A 17,193-nucleotide genomic window follows, 5' to 3' on the forward strand; every position below is an offset into this window, starting at 1 on the left:
GTGAGCGCAATTATTGAAGCGAAAAATCTTAATCTAGGCTATAATGATGAATTTGTTATTAAAGATGCAACATTTAGTATTAATGCAAAGGAATTTGTATTTATCACAGGAGCTTCAGGAAGCGGAAAAAGCACGATTTTAAGCTCATTCTTTGGGCATTTGGGTGTTAAAAGCGGACATCTTAATGTTTTTGGGGTAAGTATGCAAAGAGCTTCTAAAAATCGCATCAATCACTTGCGCCGCAGCATTGGCATTGTGTTTCAAGACTACAAACTTATTAAAGAATGGAATATTGAGCGCAATGTAATGCTACCTATGGTTATAAATGGCTATAAAAAAGAAGTATGCAAATCCCAAGTGGAAAAGCTCCTTGTGCATATCAAGCTTTCACATAAAGCAAATAAATTCCCCCTAGAGCTAAGCGGTGGTGAGCAGCAACGTGTAGCAATGGCTCGTGCCTTAGCTCATAATCCTACCATAATCCTTGCCGATGAGCCCACAGGTAACCTTGATGATTATTCAAGTGAATTAATTTGGAATCTCCTCAAAGGCGTAAATGAGCAGCTTGGCATTACCGTTGTTGTAGTCACCCACCGAATGCCCGATAGGCTAAATATCCCATATAGACGATTACATATCGAAGAAGGAGTGGTTTATGAATTTGCTTAGGAGACATTTAGCGCTGATCATTCCGCTTTTAGCCCTTCTATTTAGCCTTGAAAGCATTATGCTTGTCAATCGTGCGGTAAATAAGCACGAGAATAAACTCTCAGATAGTTACTCTATTGTTATTGCTTCTAAAAATGCACTTACATTAGATAAGATTCAAAGCTTTATACGCGAAGCTAAGGAGCTTAAAGCCATTGCCCCCGATTATATGATGAGTGAATTAAAAAAAGATTTAAGTCGTGAAAGCCTTGAAGCTATTCAAAGAGAGTTGCCCTTTTTCTACTCGCTCAAACTCTCTTCTTTCCCCGATGAAGATCGATTGGCTAAAATCAATACCACCCTTTCAAAACTCAATGGTGTAACAAAGGTAGAATCTTTTACTAAAAGCCACTCACAAGTCTATAAACTCCTCCTGATTATTAAAGGCTCTATTATTGTATTTGCTTCATTGATTGCTATTCTTAGCTATATTTTAATGGTAAAACAAATTGAAATTTGGAAGTTTGAGCATAGCGATAGAATGGAGATTATGGCATTTTTGGGTGCACCTGCGTGGATGAGAAATGGCATCTTATTCCGCCTTGCCTTTATAGATTCTATTATTTCTGCCATTGCCATTATCGTGGGTATGGCTTATCTCATCAATTACCATAAAATGCAAGAAGTCCTTACCACACTTGAAGTAACAAATGACATATTCCGTATGGGCAGCGACTTTATTATTTTGCTCTTTACGTCAGTGCTTGTTTCTATCGTATCAGTGGTTTTTGTCATCATTAAGCAAAAAGACCTCTAATGAGAATCTTTAGCTGGATTGGGGTATGTGTCATTGCCACCTTATGTATGGCAAATGTCGAACAAGATATTGCAAAAAATAAAGATAAGCTTGCCAGTGCACAATCTCAAGAAAAAGCTATCAACAAAAAGCTTGATGAGCTAGGCAAGGCTATTAATACTAAGAATAATGAGCTCACCCAGCTTGGCAAGCAAATAGAATCACTACAAAAAGATATTACCCAAAATCAAGGTAAATCCCTCTCACAGGAAAAAACCCTCAAAGATTCTCAAAAAAAGCTAGACACACTCATTAGGCAAAAAAAAAATATGGAAGAACAAGTGGTGAAGATTTTCACACAAAATATTGCTTTCCAAATGATCATTAACCGCCATGCAAATATTGATTCCGAAGATAGTGTAGTGGAGCACTATATCTATGACATCTTGCACAAATATAATCAAAAAATGATTAAAAACATCAATGCCAAGCAAAATATACTCACTGGTGAAATGCAAAAAATTGAAAATGCCATTTCCCAACTTCAAAACTCAATCAAAACACAAACTGACAAAAAAACATATTTAGAGCGAGCCAAAGAGCAGCAAAAAATCACTCTTAACAAAATGCAAGCCGAACTCAAAGTCTATGACCAGCAGCTTAAAGACATTGTTAAAGAACGTAAGAATCTTGATGATATTCTCTCTAAACTTAATATTGTCAAAGAGCAGAAAGCCCAAAACACCAATCAACAACAAGCCTTTATCAATAATCAAAAAAGCCCCAATAGTATTAAAGCCCCCAAACAATTTGGCACATCATATAGAGATATGCCCACTATCGCATATAAAGGACCTAAGACATTCCCACCACTTGATCAATATATAATAGAAAAGAAATTTGGACCCTATTTTGACCCTGTGTATAAATTTAAAATTTTTAATGCCGCTATTATGTTCAACCCCAAAACACCCAACGCAAATGTAAAAAATGTGCTTGATGGTAAAGTCGTATATGCTAAAGAAGCACCGGGGTTAAAAAAAGTAGTAATTATTGAACATAGCAACGCCATACATACCATTTATGCCTATATGGACAAAATAGAATCTTCTATCAAAACAGGGCTAAGCATTAAAAAAGGAATGATTATTGGCAAAGTAAATGAGCGTCTAAGTTTTGAAATCACACAAAAAGATAAACATATCAATCCCACAGATTTTATAAAATTAAATTAAAAATTTCATTTCTTAGTCGATATTGTTTTACTTAAATCTTTTTGGAGCTTTCAAGGAGGAAGTTATGATTGATAGTATCAATAAAATCGATAATAGCAATACCATTAGAACACGGCTTGTTAATATGGTTAATGCTAGCGGTAGGGCTATCACGGAAGATACACGCTCTATCGAGGCACGACGACAGGAAGAAATCTCACAGCACCAAGCTAAAGAAAATAAAAAGCAGCTTGAAAATGAGCTACGCGAACTAAGCAAAAAGCTTAATGATGAGATGAAACGTGTAGGCACAGATTTAAATTTCTCATATGATGAGAATATACCCGGACTTATGGTAACCGTTAAAGAAAGTAATGGCGGTAAAGTCATACGTGAGATTCCATCAAAAGAAGCCATTGAGCTTATGAAAAGAATGCGTGAAGTAATCGGCGTAATCTTTGATAAACAAGGTTAAGCTTAAAATAGCAAATCTATTTTAAGATATTTGAGGAAGGAAGAGAATATGGCACTTGGGACATTGAGCTCATTGGGGCTTGGAAGCAAGGTTTTAAACCACGATGTGCTTGATAAATTAAGAAAAGCTGATGAAGCCTCTCTTATCGACCCTATCGACAAAAAAATTGAAAAAAATGTCGAAAAACAAACCGAACTCGTTGCCATCACTTCTACTTTGCGTGAGCTAAAATCTAGTACAAATAAACTTGGAGATTACTCAACCTACCTAGGACGCTCAAGCCAAGTCATCGGCGATGCGCTCAAAGCCACTATATCCGCAGGTGTCCCCACACAAGATATTAAAATCGATGTAGATTCTGTGGCGACCTCTGACATCAACGAAATAGGTTCAAAGTATGAAAGCAGGGAATCTATCTTTAGCCAAAAAGATTCTGTATTAAAGTTTCATCACAAAGGGAAGGATTATACCATTGATATTAAAGCGGGTATGGAGTTAGGAGAAGTAGCCCAGCTCATTACTGATACCACAAATGGCGAAGTGATGGGGATTGTGATGAAAACTGGCGGTTCAAACCCCTATCAGCTTATGATCAATTCAAAAGACACAGGCGAATCCTCAAGAATATATTTTGGCTCTACTATAAGTGGATCTGTTGTGCCAAGTGGTGCCTTTGAGCTCAAAGATGGTGATTTATCTATCACCCTTAAAGATAAAAAAGGTATTGATAAAACTCTCTCCATAACAATTCCCAAAACTGCTACAGAATCAAAATCACAAGATAATGCCCAAACACTCAAAGAAGCTGTGATTGCTGCTATTAAGAGCGATGCTGATTTTGATGGATTGCTTGATAATGACTTAAATATCGGTATAGGTGGAGCCAATAGTGATACACTCACCATTAATGATAAACGTGGATACCAGATTCAAATTGAAGGCACAAAAGCGCCAATCCTAGGATTCAATGAGAGTAAGGAGAGCATAAAAGATGATTTAATGGTAGCAACCAAAAGTGTAGGAGCTGGGAAGCTCACAGGCACTATCCATATAGGGAGTGTCCCGCTTGATTTATCAACACTCACTAAAGAGAAAAATACCGCTGCACAAAATGCAAAAAATATAGCCGAAGCCATTAATAATATTGCTGGTATTTATGGTTCTGTCAATGATGAGGGCAAACTCGTGATTAATTCCGATACAGGTGAGGTTAATATCTATGCCAATAATGATCCTGCGAGTCAAAAAGCGCTTGAAGATTTGGGTTTAAAGAGTGGTGCTACGATGAATTATGCTAAAACCCAAGAGGAATTATTTAAGATTCGTAAAGTCCAGACTGCCCAAGATGCTGTATTTTCATATAATGGCATTTCAATGAAACGCCCCACAAACAATATTGATGATGTAGTAAGTGGAGTAAATATTGAGCTGCTTACCACCACCGAGCCCGGCAAGCCTGCTGTAATTAGTATTACACGTAATGATGAAGAGATTATTGAGAGTGTGAAAAAATTTGTAGAATCTTACAATACCCTTGCCATGAAGCTTGATGAAGTAACAAGATATGATGAAGATTCTAAGATTGCAGGTGTGTTTAATGGTGATAGTGATATTCGCTCTATCCGCCCTACACTCAATCGTATTTTTTCTACAACCATTGTAACAGATACAGAGATTAAAAGCTTGGCAAAATATGGTTTAGCCCTTGATGAAAAAGGTAAGATGAGCCTTGATGTAAGTAAGCTTACATCTACCCTAGCTGCCGATCCTCAAGGAACACAAGATTTTTTTAATGGTAGTCTTAAAACGACAGAATTTAGAGAAGTTCAGGTTGATGGGGTATTTAAAAAATTTGACCAAGAGCTTGATAGGCTTTTAAATGGCGGCAATGCACGTCTTAAATTGCTTGAAGAAAGTCTTACAAAAGATGATAAAAAACTACGTGAAGATCGTAAAAAAGCAGTCGAACAGCTCAATATGCGCTATGACATTATGGCGCAGAGATTTGCAGCCTATGATTCACAAATCTCTAAAACCAACAATGCCTTTAGTAGCGTTCAGCTTATGATTGATCAATCCATAGCTAAAAAATAAGGAGTACTCATGTATGGCAACAATGCTTATAACCTCTATCAACAAAACTCAGTCTCTGTAGAATCCCCTGCTAAACTTGTAGAAATGCTTTATGAAGGGATTTTGAGATTTTGTGCCCAAGCCAAACGCTATATGGAAGCCGAAGATATAGAGAAAAAAATCTATTATATTAATAAAACCACAGATATTTTTACCGAGTTGCTTAACATACTTGATTATGAAAAGGGTGGTGAAGTAGCAGTTTATCTCACAGGGCTTTATACACATCAAATTAAGCTCCTTACTCAAGCTAATGTTGCTAATGATACGACAAAAATTGATACTGTTATCAATGTAGCCAAAGGACTTTTAGAAGCTTGGCGTGAGATTAATCAAGATGAATTGGCACGATAAATTAAAAGTCGCCTTACTGCAAAAAGATGACCAAAAAGCATTTCTGCTTGTAAGCAATCTGCCTCAAAACTTACAAAATGCTCCACTTGAAGATAAGCTTCAAGCCCTAGAGCTTATCCATCAAACTAAACTTCTCTTAGAATCAAAACAGCTTGAAATAAAAACCCATATGGAACAAATCAAGATAGCGAAAAAATTTCTCCAAAATATCATCTAATTTTCCATACAAAAGAAAAAAACAAAAATTATGTGCAATATAACTTGACTTCAAGCTTAAAATTGTATAGAATGGATTGTTCAATTTTTAATATGCAAGGAGTTTGTAATGAACAAAGCAGAATTTGTAGATTTAGTCAAAAAAGTTGGCGAATACGACACAAAGAAAGATGCTGAGAAAGCAGTAAATTCTTTTGTCGATGCTATTTCTAAGGCTTTATCTAAAAAACAAAGCGTGGAGCTTGTAGGTTTTGGTAAATTTGAAACAGCAGTTCAAAAAGCAAAATCAGGTAAAGTTCCCGGAACAAACAAAACTTATACAACAAAAGAAAAGGCTGTTCCTAAATTCCGTCCTGGAAAAGGTCTTAAAGACCAAGTAGCCAAAGCTAAAAAATAAGTTTCGTAGCCCTCGTGGCTACGACATAAGCGTTTTCCAACTCTCTTTAACACTTTTTCCTTCTATAATCAAACTAATCTCTCTAGCAATCGGTGTATAAATATTTTCCCTTTGCCCTATTTCTGTAATAGCTTTTGCAGTAATCACACCTTCAGCCACTTCACCAAGCTCTTTTAGAATCTCTTCAATACTCTTTTGCTCTGCTAAACCTAGCCCCACACGATAATTTCGGGACATCGTAGAATGAGAAGTAAGAAACAAATCTCCCGCCCCAGAAAGCCCTAAAAATGTCTCCATTTTCGCACCAAAATGCTCCCCAAATCTACTCATTTCTACCAATCCGCGCGCAATGAGCGAAGCCTTAGCATTTGCACCAAAGCGTAATCCATCACAAATCCCCCCTGCTATGGCTATCACATTTTTATACGCTCCAGCCACTTCACCACCCACAACATCAGGGCTTACATACGTTTTAATAAAATGTGGCATTAATGCCCCAAATTCACGGCCTAGCACAAGATTGCGAGAATGTATCACAAGTGCACAAGGCAGAGACTGCACCACCTCATAAGCAAAACTAGGCCCACCTAAATAAGCAATATTTTTATGCGCTATGCTCTCCTCCATAATATCACTTACAAACGCCCCGCTACCAGATTCTATACCCTTACTCGCACAGAGAATCTTAATCCCCTGTGGCAACTTAGCATAAGCAAGCCATTCCCGCAAAGCGCTTGTGGCAATCGCCATTACAAAATAATCTGCCTCTAATGCCTCAAGATGAGGAATCTGCACAATTGGTAAATGATTATTTATTTGTAGTTTTTCGTTAAGTGGGGTAAGCAAGGAGGTAATATCACGTCTTGAAATGATTTGCACTTGATTTTTTTCAGCTAATGCAAAGGCTAAAGCCCTCCCCCAAGCTCCTCCACCAAATACACTGATTGTCTTCATATTTACCTCACTTGCTGTTAGAAAGCTTTATTATACCTAAAGCCCTCAAAAAACATAGCTATATGTTAAAAAAATCTGTGTAGTTGCAGCCCAGGGATTCATCACATTGCCTCCCCATATTGACCCAGCAATGCTTGAATCAAATCCCGATAAACCTATTTTATTACTGAATGTATTTGAAAATCCAAGTGATGTTCCACTACTTGCAAGCTGTGTTTGCTTAAGTGTCAGCATAAGATGATGTTTTCTTAGAAGTGTTAGAGCCACACCAATGCTGTTTGCCCACGCAGAATACATCGTTTTATCACCATAATCATAGGCATTTTCCTCATATCGAATCCCGTTATCATACGCCTTAACTTTGCCGCCTTTTCTTTGCGTATTAAGCTCTAATGCCCTTAAAAAAAATATCTCTAGCTTCAAACGCGAATTCGATTTAATAGCATAATTTATCTCTATTCCTGCGCCATAGCGCGACATCGGGGCTTCTATCTCATTCAAATTTGCATTGCCCGTTTCAAGCTCAGCCTCTGAATAGCCTTCATTAGCAAATACATCGGCTTTCAATGAAAGACCTTTGCTTATTTTTTTACCCGATTCTGTATCTGCCCCTTTGAGTGTCTTATCATCTATTGATAGTGCAGGATTTGAGCGTTCTGTATCTATTTGATAAAGCTGTAAATCCTGTGCCACTCCAACATTCAGCACTAAGCTTATCAAAAAAAATACCATTCTTTTCACTGTGATTTCCCAACAAGTCATAAAATATCTTAACATCGGCATTTAAAAATACCCTACAAACCCTGCCTCAACTAAAGTTCAATAAACTTTAGCCATCTCATTAAATACCCTATTTTATAAAAAAACTTTTTAAAAATTTATGAATCTTTTATTCACTTTTCCCTATACTAGCACCTTACATTCTCAAACATTATCTTACAAAGGTTACCTTATGTCCAGCTATGAAACAATCATTGGCTTAGAAGTGCATGTCCAGCTTAATACCAAAACAAAAATTTTCTGCTCCTGTGCCACAAGCTTTGGCGATGAGCCTAATAAAAATGTCTGTCCCACCTGCCTAGGACTGCCCGGTGCCCTACCCGTGCTGAATAAAGAAGCTCTAAAAAAGGCTATTTCATTTGGCACTGCCATTAATGCTACGATTAATCAAAATTCCATTTTTGCGCGTAAAAACTACTTTTATCCCGATTTGCCTAAAGCCTATCAAATCAGCCAGTTTGAGATTCCCATCGTGGGTAAAGGCAGCATTGAGATAGCACTTGATGATAAGACAAAGATTATAGGTGTTACTCGCGCCCACCTTGAAGAAGATGCGGGGAAAAATATCCACGAAGATAATCACTCAAAAGTGGATTTAAATCGCGCTTGCACACCTCTGCTAGAGATTGTGAGTGAGCCAGATATGCGAAGTAGTGATGAAGCTATAGCCTATCTTAAAAAGCTCCATTCTATCGTGCGCTTCCTCGGTATAAGCGATGCGAATATGCAGGAGGGGAGCTTTCGATGTGATGCGAATGTCTCTATCCGCCCAAAAGACGATGAAAATCTCTACACCCGCGTAGAGATTAAGAATCTCAATTCCTTTAAGTTTATCCAAAAAGCCATCGAATACGAGGTGGAAAGGCAGATTGAAGCGTGGGAAAATGGTAGCTATGAAAAGGAGGTTGTGCAGGAGACACGCCTTTTTGACACTACTAAGGGTATCACGCGCTCTATGCGAGGCAAGGAGGAAGCAGCTGATTATCGCTATTTCCCCGAGCCTGACTTGCTACCTGTACATATCGACAAGCAGCTTATGCAAGAAGCACAGCAAATCCCTGAAATGCCCGATGAAAAAAGGGCAAGATACATCAGCGACTTAGGCATTAAACACTACGATGCGGGAGTGCTAACAAGTAGCCTTGAGCTATGTGTATATTTTGAATCTATGCTTGAGAGGGGTGCAAGCGCTAAAGGTGCGCTTACTTGGCTTACCACAGAGCTTTTAGGGCGATTAAAGGGAGAGAACACATTGCAAACTTGTGGGGTGGATTCTAAAACTTTAGCTACACTTGTTAAACGCATTGAGGAGGGCAAAATCAGTGGCAAAAGTGCGAAGCAAATCCTAGATGTGCTTGTAGAAGAGAGTGGCGGTGATGTGGATAGTCTCATAGATTCTATGGGATTAGCACAAGTCAATGATGATGGTGCGATTTTAAGCGTTATAGAATCTATCCTTATAGCCAATTCCGATAAAGTGAGCGAATACAAAAGCGGCAAAGACAAGCTCTTTGGCTTCTTTGTGGGGCAAGTGATGAAAAATGCCAAAGGCGCAAACCCCGCCCGTGTCAATGAACTCTTAAAAGAAAAATTAGGATAGATTCTCTATGATGCCTTTGCTGTTGTGCTTTGCACCACATTTGCACGAAGTGCTTATCCATACTTGCAAAGTGAGTTTTTAAAGTATAGAATCTTATAATCCAAAAAACATAAAGGAATACTATGCAACACCTCTTAAATAGCAGCGGGGGGGGGGGATAGAGTAGATTCTACTTCCACCCTATCTACACAGAATCTCACTCCACCACCTCAAAATCAACCAAAACACACAGCCCACACACCTCCGCACAATACCAAATTCACTACCAATCATAATGGTAATGACACCCTCATTAATCAATTTAAAAACGCCCTTTATGGCGGTACTCATATCAAGCACTTAAGCTTTCTTATCGGATTTTTCCGTATTAGCGGCTTTTGGCGGCTTCATAATCTCTTAATGCACCCTACCCAAAGCACATTTTCACAAACACACTCTTCTCGACCCCAAAACCCCAGCACTACAAATGCCTATGACACACTAGAGAGTATCCGCATTCTTGTGGGGCTTGATGTGGATTTGCTGCTTTATGAGCTATCGCAAAAAGGTTTTGACCCAGCCCACCAAAATAAAAGATTCCGCGATTCTTTTATCCAAAATCAAGCCCAAACGCTAGAGATCGAGGACTACACACAAGATGTAGAGACATCTTTTGCCCTTTTGCAAGACCTCCTAAAGTCTAATAAGATTCAAATCCGCATAGTAAGAGAGAAAAATGTCCATGCAAAATTCTATGTCTTCTCTTCATCTCCTATCCAAAGCCACACGCACGATGCCAAACTCTATAATGGCTCTCTTATCGTAGGCAGCTCCAATCTCACATATAATGGATTAGAGAAAAATTACGAGGTGAATCTCCTCACTACCGAATCCAATGACATCACTTACGCCTTAAGCGAATTTAATAGGCTATGGGACAACGCCGTGCTAATCACCGCCCAAGATATACAATCCTGCACTACTCAAAGCTATCTGCCGATCCTCTCCCCCAAAGACCTATACTACAAGCTGCTTTTAAGCCACTTTGGAGAGGAAAGCCTCACAACAGATAATTCCATAGAATCGCTTTTCAAAGGCTATACCGCCTATAACTACCAAATCCACGCCATTCAAGAGGGCATAGCTAAACTCAAAAAATACAATGGCTTTTTCTTAAGCGATGTAGTAGGGCTTGGCAAAACCCTCATCGCCTCTATCATCGCACAAAAATGTCGCAAAGATGGGATTATCAAGGGCAAGATTCTCATCATCACCCCTCCTGCCCTCAAAAAATCGTGGAAAAAACATTTTGATGATATTCATATTACAAATTACGATATTACCACACACGATAGCCTCCATAAACTAAGCAAAGATGAAATAGCACAAATCGAGCTTATTATCATCGATGAAAGCCATAATTTCCGCACAAGCAAAACCAATCGCTATCAGGCATTACAGAATCTTTGCAAAACCCCCTATCACGTACCGACATCATTTGAAAACAGAAAGATTATGCTGCTCTCTGCCACCCCGCAAAATAACTCCCCAGAGGATATTAAAAATCAAGTGTATCTCTTTTGCAATCCCCGCCACTCAGGCATTGAGGGTGTGGAGAATCTAGAACATTTCTTTAGTCCGCTTATAAAACAATTTAATGCGATTAAAACAGAGCTAAAAAAACTCTACCAGCAAAAACCTAGCCCCAAAGATCAAATACAAGAACAACACAAAAAGCTAGAAGAAATCAATAGCACCCTGCGTGAGAAGCTCCTTACTCATATTATGATTCGCCGCACGAGGGGCGATATACAAGCCCTCTATATAGATGATATGAAAGCTCAAAATCTTAAGTTTCCCCGCATAGAAAAGCCTAAAGATTTAACCTATGACCTAGATTCTATCTCCAAGCATTTAGCGACCCATACGCTTACGATACTTAATTTCGATGAGGGAGATAAAAATCAAAGCGGTTTTACCTATGCACGTTATTTGATTTTCCCTCATCTTACAGGCATTGGGCGACAAAAATATATGAAAGCCTATGGGCGAGAGGGAGCAGATGGCGAAGATTTCCTTATGAAATCCACTCATCAATTACAGCAATTCATTAAGCAGATTCTATTCAAACGTTTTGATTCTAGCATTGCCGCCTTCAAATCCACACTAGAGAAACAAATCACTTCCCATAATGTGCTGCTTAGAATGTTTGCGAACAAGCACATCTATATCCCTAAATACTATGATAATCGCGATAAGCTTTATGAAGCTGTGTTAAGTGAAAATGATGAGGATTTAGAAAAATTTTTAGAAGAGAGGGAAGATGACTTTATAGCTTTAGAAGTAGAAGATTTTACGCCAAATTTTACCCTTAAGCTAGAAAAAGACAAAGCCCTTTTGCAGAATCTGCTCTTACAATGGCAGCAGGTGGAGATTGACCCAAAGCTTGATGTTTTAAAAGATTTTTTAAATGTCAATCAACATCATAAAATGGTGCTTTTCACAGAGGCAAAGACCACAGCAGACTACCTTGAGGATACACTTAAAAATAGTGTATTTAAGGATAGAATCTTAAATATAAGTGCGGCAAATAAAGACAGCTTAGAAGATGATATTAGGGCTAATTTTGATGCCAATTATCCTAAAGAGTGGCAAAAAGATGATTATTCACTCATTGTAAGCACAGATGTTTTGGCAGAGGGCGTGAATCTCCACCGCGCAGATATTATCATTAACTATGACACACCCTACAATGCCACAAGATTAATGCAGCGAATTGGACGTATAAACCGCATAGGGACGAGCTTTGAATTTATACATATCTATAACTTCAAGCCCACGCATTTAGCTAATGAGATTATCAATATTAATGCTATTGCTCACAGCAAAATACAAAGCTTTCATTTTGCCTTGGGCGAGGATTCTGCGATTTATGATGAAAATGAAATCGTAGAAAGCAAACAGCTCTACAACCTCATCAATCAAAGCAACCAAGAGCAGAGCAAGGACACCGAATATCTCAAAGACTTGCGAAAGCTGCACGATAAAGACCCAAAGGCATTTATGCGTATCAAAGCCCTGCCGCTAAAATCCCGCTCTATTATAGAATCTACCCAAAATGAGAGCTATGCCTACATTGCCCATACGCACACGCCACATAAAACTCAAGCAACAAGATTCTATCCCTATCACATCGCTACAAATACTCAAAGCCTCATAAACGAGCCAGAAGTAAGCAGTAGCGACTTTTATAGCATAGCCGATTTTCTCAAAGCACATTTTAATGCCAAGATTCTAAAGCCTACGCAAGAGCAGTTAAAAGAACATTACAGCCACATCAACGCCGCATTAAAACGCCACGAGCAAGACCTGAAAGATAAGCCAGAGCTTAACGCGCAAGAAAACAAGCTAAATCCAAAGGATAGGCAAGCTATTGCCAAGATTCGCTATTGCAAAGAGTTAGATGAGAGCGTGAGAGAATCTTTGATAAATGCCCTTAAAAATGGCAGTCATACACATTTATCCAAAGAAATTGTAAAGACACAAGATGAGAATCTCGCCCAAACCCTTAAAGACCTGGCAGAAAAATATGCCCTTGCCGCAAATACCAATGAATACAATCAAGATTCTAGCATTTACACCCCGCCGCAGATTCAATTAAGCATTAGCACTTTTACCAAAGGCAACAAAAATGAGTAATGCAGCAACTGCGTCATTGCGAGGCAAAGCCCAAGCGTCTGGACGAAGTGCTAACCCACACTTGCGTATCTATCGTCATTGCGAATGCAGTGAAACAATCCATAACTTGCAAAATCTTGAAATGCTAAGAGACAATACAGAATCTTCCTCTATCATTCCCCCTCCCTTAGCGGAGGGGTTAGGGGGTGGGCTAAATCCCTACGGGCAAATACACGCCACAAAACCCCTAACGTGCTTCACAATGACAACCCAACCAACAAAGGATAATCTATGAGCGCACTTGATACATTTTTAACCCAGCCCTATGACTACGAGCATTTTAAAGATTTCATCATAGAATCTTTTGGCAGCAAAGCCCAAAATATTAAAACAGAACAGCCACATCTCTACAAAGCAGGCAACATCATCAAATCCTACGCAAAACTATGTGAGCCAATCCTATTAGAATCCGATGAATTAGGTATATTTGCCTTTGAAACACAGAGTATAGACGCCAAGGTAACACTACATAAAGAACTTAGCTCTATCATCAAGAACAATGCGCTAGATATGAGTGCCATCTTGGCAGTTTTCTACGATAAAAATGATAAAGAAAATTTCCGCTTAAGCCTTGTAACGCAAGGCTATGACTATAACCTCAATAAACCCGCTTTCTCTAATCCCCGCCGCTTTAGCTTCACACTAGGAGAAAATGCTAAAATTAAAACGGCAAAAGAGCAGCTGCAAAAATTCATAAATACCAAAGATAAAAGCCTAAACACACTCCAAGAAGCCTTTAGCGTAGAGCCTGTTACAAAAGAATTTTACGCAAAATACAAGGGGCTTTATGAAAATTTAAGTCAAAAGCTTTCTGCTAATCACGTTGTCTTGAATGTACTCAATGGCTATGAGGGGCTAAGCGAGACTAAAGCTATCAATGCCTTTGTCAAAAAACTTCTAAGGCGCATTGTGTTTTTATACTTTTTGCAAAAAAAGGGTTGGTTAGGCGTAGCACAAAATGCTTCTTATGGAGAGGGCGATAAAAGCTTTTTGTTTTCACTTTTTAGCAAAGCCACCCAAAATAATGAATCCTTTTATACAAAATACCTTTGCCCTTTATTTTTTGAGACACTTAATTCAAAGCGCAAAAACGACTATTCACCCCACTTTGATTGTAAGATTCCATTCCTTAATGGTGGGCTTTTTGAAGAGTATAAAGACAAGCAAGGTAAGGGCATAGAGACAAACTTTATCCTCGCACAAAGCCTAGAAAATACTGATTTTAAAGCAATTTTTGATGTATTTGAAAACTATAATTTTACGATTGAAGAATCCACCCCGGATAATCAAGAAATCGGTATTGACCCAGAAATGCTAGGCAAAGTGTTTGAAAACCTCATTGATTATAATAAATCAAGTGGGGCTTTTTACACGCCTAGAGAAATTGTGCATTTTATGTGCAAAAATGTCCTAACCCGCACATTACAGGAGAGAATCTTGCACGATGAATCTCACCTCACACAAGATACAGAATCTCCACACGCACACAAAGATTCACTCTATAACTTTATTTTTTATAAGCAAAGCGATGATTTTATTGTACAAAATGCGAAACAATTAACACAAGCTATCACATCGCTTAAAATCCTAGACCCAGCTATTGGAAGTGGTGCTTTCCCAATGGGAATGCTAAGCGAGATACTAGAGGCTCTGCATACACTCAATCCCTCTTTGCAAAAGCAAGACTTAGCAAGATATAAGCGCGAGATTATAGAGCAGCAAATCTATGGAATCGACATTGATGCTGATGCGATTGAGATAGCAAAACTCCGCTTTTGGCTCTCAATCGCCGTAGATGAGGATACGCCTAGTCCACTTCCAAACCTTGACTTTAAATTTATGCAGGGCAATGCTCTTATAGAAAGCATTAATGGCATTGAAATTATTCCAAGTGATTTGAATGCACCACAACATCAAAAAAATCTCTTAGGTAAAGATGAAAACGCGTCTTTATTTGACAAATCACAAACTCATAAGCTAGAAGCACTTTTTCTGCAATACTATGAGCCAAATGCACAAAAAGCACAACTCAAAGCAGAGATTTTAGCGATAATGAAAGAAGCCTTTGATGAGCGTATCAAGCAAATTGATGAGAATATTCAAAGCATAAAGGCAAATCCAGCTATCAAACCAAAAGAAAGAGCCAAACAGCAAGAAAAAATACTTCAATACGAATCTTTTAAACACGATTTAGACACACTCCTTAAAGACTATGAAGAGCATAACTTCCACACCGACAAGCTTTTTTTATATCGTTTCTTTTTTGCACCCATTTTCGCACAAGGGGGCTTTGATATTGTGATTGGCAATCCGCCGTATATTAGACAAGAAAAGATTCCTAATAAACAATCTCTACTTAATGCGTTTCAAAACTTTCAACTTGAAAAATTTAAAGGCAAATCCTACAACCTTGCCAATTCAAGCGCAGATATTTTCACTTACTTTTATGTTAAAAGTTTAGATTTATTAAAAAATGAAGGATTCTTAAGCTTTATTACAAGTAACAAATGGTGCAGAGCAGGATATGGAAAAAATTTAAGAGAGTTTATCCTTGATTTTAAACTTGATTCACATTATGATTTTAATGGTGTGAAAATCTTTGAATCCGCCCAAGTAGATACAGCTATCACTACTCTGCAATATATGCCAAACAAAAACTATGCTTTATGCTTTTTAAGTTTCACAAAAGAAGACAATGATATAAGCGAAGTAATTAAAAACAAACAATGGCTTATCCCCCAAGATTCCCTAAGCACGGATTCCTTTATTTTCACAAGCCCAGAAATTACAGCCCTTAAAGCAAAGATTGAAAAAATCGGCACACCATTAAAAGAGTGGGATATTTCTATATATCGTGGAATCTTAACAGGCTATAACGAAGCTTTTATTATAGATTCTGCAAAAAGAGATGAGATTTTAAGGAATTGTGTGAGTGAAAATGAAAGGCAAAGGACAAGTGAGCTTATCAAGCCCATTTTGCGTGGTAGAGATATTAAGCGGTATAGCTATGAGTGGGCAGGATTGTGGATAATTTTTATATCTTGGCATTTTCCAAATACACAGAATCCAAAATCAATAGAAGAGAATGAAGCCGACTTAGCAGAGCAATACCCAAGTCTTTATAACCATCTCTTATATCACAAAGAAAAATTATCAAAACGCAATAAAGATGAAACGGGAATCCGCTATGAATGGTATTGCTTACAACGATATGGTGCAAACTATTACCAAGAGTTTGAAAAAGAAAAGATTGTGTGGAATCCTGTAAGTGGAGAGTATTTTTTTACCCATATTAAAGAAACAATGTATTTTAACAACTCGCTTTTTATGATGACAATAGGGAATACATCATTGCAAGGCGTGAGTGAAACGAACAACGAAGCAATGAAATCTCATCAATCGCACGAAGTGCCACCGCTTGAAGCGTCGTCGGGGGTTTGGGGGGTTAAAGGGGGGATAAGGGGAGCGACTTCGCAATTCAAGCCCCCTTGTCCCCCCTTAAAAAAAATGAATGACAAATTGCTTTACATTCTAGGGCTTATGAATAGCACATTGTATAAATGGCTTATCACGCAAATGACAAATTTAGTAGAAACAGGAAAATACGCTTATGGTGCTAAAGATAAGATAGAGCAACTCCCTATCCCACAAATCACAGAATCTAATAAGCCCTTGTGCGATGAGATTATAAAATGTGTAGATAAAATCCTAGAAATTAAAGCAAAAGATTCTGCCCTTGACACAAGCAAGTTAGAATCTAAACTTGACTCTTTAGTCTATAAACTCTACAATCTCACAAATGATGAGATAAGGCTTATACTATGAATGACATAAAAGAAAAGATTGCTGATTATATCAACCAACACAAATCAAGTTTGCTATACAATATAGACCATCGCTCCATAGAAC

Annotated in this window: 15 protein-coding genes; 12 read left to right on the forward strand and 3 right to left on the reverse strand. The window is 38.1% G+C overall.

Annotation, left to right across the window (positions count from 1 at the left end):
- From V3I05_RS02990 to V3I05_RS03025, 8 genes are all read left to right on the forward strand, one after another.
- Complete coding sequence (locus V3I05_RS02990) at positions 1 to 669, forward strand: cell division ATP-binding protein FtsE (RefSeq protein WP_300448561.1); 669 nt, start codon at positions 1 to 3, stop codon at positions 667 to 669.
- On the forward strand, positions 656 to 1,465 hold the full coding sequence (locus tag V3I05_RS02995) for a cell division protein FtsX (RefSeq protein WP_300448559.1): 810 nt from the start codon (positions 656 to 658) through the stop codon (positions 1,463 to 1,465). Before V3I05_RS02990 ends, V3I05_RS02995 begins: the two co-directional genes overlap by 14 nt.
- Complete coding sequence (locus tag V3I05_RS03000) at positions 1,465 to 2,679, forward strand: murein hydrolase activator EnvC family protein (protein ID WP_300732049.1); 1,215 nt, start codon at positions 1,465 to 1,467, stop codon at positions 2,677 to 2,679. Before V3I05_RS02995 ends, V3I05_RS03000 begins: the two co-directional genes overlap by 1 nt.
- 64 nt (positions 2,680 to 2,743) lie before the next feature.
- Positions 2,744 to 3,133: a FlaG family protein gene (locus tag V3I05_RS03005; RefSeq protein ID WP_295701175.1), complete on the forward strand. Its 390-nt coding sequence runs from the start codon at positions 2,744 to 2,746 to the stop codon at positions 3,131 to 3,133.
- Between the two features lie 48 nt (positions 3,134 to 3,181).
- A complete protein-coding gene (gene fliD, locus V3I05_RS03010) occupies positions 3,182 to 5,227 on the forward strand; it encodes a flagellar filament capping protein FliD (protein WP_300451136.1) in 2,046 nt (681 codons plus the stop codon).
- Positions 5,228 to 5,236: 9 nt separating this feature from the next.
- Positions 5,237 to 5,620: a flagellar export chaperone FliS gene (fliS, locus tag V3I05_RS03015; protein ID WP_295701170.1), complete on the forward strand. Its 384-nt coding sequence runs from the start codon at positions 5,237 to 5,239 to the stop codon at positions 5,618 to 5,620.
- On the forward strand, positions 5,589 to 5,837 hold the full coding sequence (locus V3I05_RS03020) for a hypothetical protein (RefSeq protein ID WP_295701168.1): 249 nt from the start codon (positions 5,589 to 5,591) through the stop codon (positions 5,835 to 5,837). The genes fliS and V3I05_RS03020 overlap by 32 nt, the downstream gene beginning before the upstream one ends.
- A 108-nt stretch (positions 5,838 to 5,945) precedes the next feature.
- Positions 5,946 to 6,233, forward strand: a complete 288-nt coding sequence (locus tag V3I05_RS03025) for an HU family DNA-binding protein (protein ID WP_300448550.1) — start codon at positions 5,946 to 5,948, stop codon at positions 6,231 to 6,233.
- Positions 6,234 to 6,251: 18 nt separating this feature from the next.
- On the opposite strand, the gene V3I05_RS03030 is transcribed toward V3I05_RS03025, so the two are convergent.
- A complete protein-coding gene (locus tag V3I05_RS03030; RefSeq protein WP_295701163.1) occupies positions 6,252 to 7,187 on the reverse strand; it encodes an NAD(P)H-dependent glycerol-3-phosphate dehydrogenase in 936 nt (311 codons plus the stop codon).
- Between the two features lie 45 nt (positions 7,188 to 7,232).
- A complete protein-coding gene (locus V3I05_RS03035; RefSeq protein ID WP_300448548.1) occupies positions 7,233 to 7,949 on the reverse strand; it encodes a hypothetical protein in 717 nt (238 codons plus the stop codon).
- A gap of 190 nt (positions 7,950 to 8,139) precedes the next feature.
- Here V3I05_RS03035 and gatB point away from each other — a divergent pair, with 190 nt between their 5' ends.
- Positions 8,140 to 9,567, forward strand: coding sequence for an Asp-tRNA(Asn)/Glu-tRNA(Gln) amidotransferase subunit GatB (gene gatB, locus V3I05_RS03040; RefSeq protein WP_343353966.1), 1,428 nt, complete (start codon positions 8,140 to 8,142; stop codon positions 9,565 to 9,567).
- Positions 9,568 to 9,747: 180 nt separating this feature from the next.
- On the opposite strand, the gene V3I05_RS03045 is transcribed toward gatB, so the two are convergent.
- The gene (locus V3I05_RS03045; RefSeq protein WP_295701155.1) at positions 9,748 to 9,897 is read right to left on the reverse strand and encodes a hypothetical protein; all 150 of its coding nucleotides are present in this window, start codon (positions 9,895 to 9,897) and stop codon (positions 9,748 to 9,750) included.
- Positions 9,898 to 9,966: 69 nt separating this feature from the next.
- Here V3I05_RS03045 and V3I05_RS03050 point away from each other — a divergent pair, with 69 nt between their 5' ends.
- Genes V3I05_RS03050 through V3I05_RS03060 form a run of 3 tightly spaced genes read left to right on the forward strand, consistent with a single transcriptional unit; the run spans position 9,967 to position 17,109 of the window.
- The gene (locus tag V3I05_RS03050; RefSeq protein WP_343353968.1) at positions 9,967 to 13,245 is read left to right on the forward strand and encodes a helicase-related protein; all 3,279 of its coding nucleotides are present in this window, start codon (positions 9,967 to 9,969) and stop codon (positions 13,243 to 13,245) included.
- The gene (locus tag V3I05_RS03055; protein WP_300451127.1) at positions 13,238 to 13,519 is read left to right on the forward strand and encodes a hypothetical protein; all 282 of its coding nucleotides are present in this window, start codon (positions 13,238 to 13,240) and stop codon (positions 13,517 to 13,519) included. The genes V3I05_RS03050 and V3I05_RS03055 overlap by 8 nt, the downstream gene beginning before the upstream one ends.
- Complete coding sequence (locus tag V3I05_RS03060; RefSeq protein ID WP_343353969.1) at positions 13,516 to 17,109, forward strand: Eco57I restriction-modification methylase domain-containing protein; 3,594 nt, start codon at positions 13,516 to 13,518, stop codon at positions 17,107 to 17,109. Before V3I05_RS03055 ends, V3I05_RS03060 begins: the two co-directional genes overlap by 4 nt.
- Positions 17,110 to 17,193: the final 84 nt, after the last annotated feature.

The organism is Helicobacter mastomyrinus (genome assembly GCF_039555295.1).
GTDB classification, from domain to species: domain Bacteria; phylum Campylobacterota; class Campylobacteria; order Campylobacterales; family Helicobacteraceae; genus Helicobacter_C; species Helicobacter_C mastomyrinus.